Raw genomic sequence first — 2,010 nt, 5'->3', positions numbered from 1 at the left:
AGTATCTCTTTTCATAATCTAAGAGGATTTAAGGGCATTTGCTTTTCAAAGTATTATGTTGGACTACGATATTATAATTTGTCAAACAACTTTCCAAACATTTTTGCAAATCTTCTTTTCCGTTAATTTTTCCTTCTTCTTTTATTCTATTAGAATCAAATATATAATCCAAAGCCTGCTTTACATCTCTTTTTGTATAATCTTTAATATTTATTTTAATTTTCGGATTCAAATTCCATACCAAATCGAATTCCAAATTTTTATTATTTTCTTTACCGCTTTCAAAATAGAAATAATTTTTATTGTCAGAAATAATATTTTTTAAATAGTCCGAATATATAAAGTAAAGTATCATTTCTTCGGCTATAATATTTCTTATTTCTTTTTCCGTATAATAATCGATTTTGTTATCTTTAATAAAATTTTTGTATATAGAAACTATAGGAGGAAGAGACATATTATTTTTATTAAAGTAATTAAATAATACTTCAAATATATCGACTCTATTATTTTCCGACAGATTCAAATTATTTTTAATATTATTCCAACCGAGCAGTTTATAAATATTTTCATTTTTTTCGTTTACGGGAGAGAATGCGAATTTACTCCAAGTTTTAAACGAAGCTACGGATTGTTTTTCGGTTTTTTCTTTTTTATTAGCTTTATTAAAGTTAACCAAAATATCAGCGGACGACAAAGCCATATCTTTTAAATTATTATGTTTAAGTAAATCTCTTATTTCGTTGGAAATATTTTCATCCTGTATTCCGTATTTATGTATAACTTCAATCGCATCGTCATAAATATTTCCTTTTTTATTGAGAGAATATAAAACTCTTATAAATTCTTTATAAAACGCGACGCTATCTCTATTGTGAAGATGAATGTCTTTTATTATAGATTTTCTAACCGTCTTAAAAATTAAAGTGGCTTGATTATATCTGTTCCAACTTGGAATTTTATTTTTCAAATCTTTCGCCAAATCGTTCGTATCTGCGGAATTTGATTTTTTAGTTTTAAAATTATTCGAAGCCGTTTCTTTCAATTCTTTTAAATTCAAATCTCCGTTTACAAGTATCGAAGTAATCAAAGCTCTTAAATTATATCTATTCAAACTAAATTTGTCGGAGTTTCCATTACTATAAACTATTTTATAAATCGAATTCATGCTGTTTTTTGAAGGTTTGACTTTTTTTCTTATATCGAAACTTATATTGTCGTTTGCTTCCGTCCAGATAATCGCGTTTCCAGAAATAGTCCAAGAATCGTTTATAAATTCGTTATTATATTTCGAGGATAAAAATTCCATCGCTTCTTTCATAAATACATCTTCGTTTCTAAACACATTTTTAAGATTTGGAATAATTTTTTTATAATCGGTTTCAAAATTTTTATTTTCGTTTTTTATGGCGAGTTTAGGAATTCCTCTATCCAATATGGCGTTATATTCTCTCGCGTTTCGATTATATCGTTTAACGCTTTCCATATTTTCTATATTATTTTTGACTATCTCTTTCGCTTTAAATTCTTTTATTCCGTTTTCAAGTTCTTCTATTTTTGGAAAAGTATTTATATAACCGTAAAATTTGAGTATACTATTATAACCGTTTGCCTCAAAATTTTTATTGGTCTTTTCTTTATCTATATTGAAATAATCCAATTCTTTAATTATTCTTCTGCCCGAACGATTTATCTCTTCGATTATTTTATTCGACATTTCCAATTGCTTAAAATATAATTCCTCTTCGTCCGCCGCTATTCCCGAAATTATAGTTTTCGATTCTCCGCCTAAAGAAAAAGAAGTCACAATATCTTTTATAAATTTTTTCGCTTTCGTTAAATCGAGCGTTTCTTTAATATATTTTCTCTCGGAAAACATAGCGAGTATGATTGAAACGTATATAAAAGGAACATTTTTAAAATCGTTTTTCATTTCCGCAGAATTAATTTTCAAAACTTTATCTATATAATTTTTTTCAATATCGTTAAATTTATTTTCGTCCAAATTAT

Annotated in this window: 1 protein-coding gene; it reads right to left on the bottom strand. The window is 26.3% G+C overall.

The annotated features are described in order from the left end of the window. Positions 1–28 precede the first annotated feature (28 nt). Positions 29–2,010 (bottom strand): hypothetical protein (locus EZH24_RS14220; protein ID WP_161976148.1); only part of this gene is annotated, 1,982 nt, incomplete at its 5' end.

This window comes from Brachyspira catarrhinii, from assembly GCF_005518285.1.
Lineage (GTDB): Bacteria > Spirochaetota > Brachyspiria > Brachyspirales > Brachyspiraceae > Brachyspira > Brachyspira catarrhinii.
This window is presented reverse-complemented; position numbering and strand designations above follow the sequence as displayed.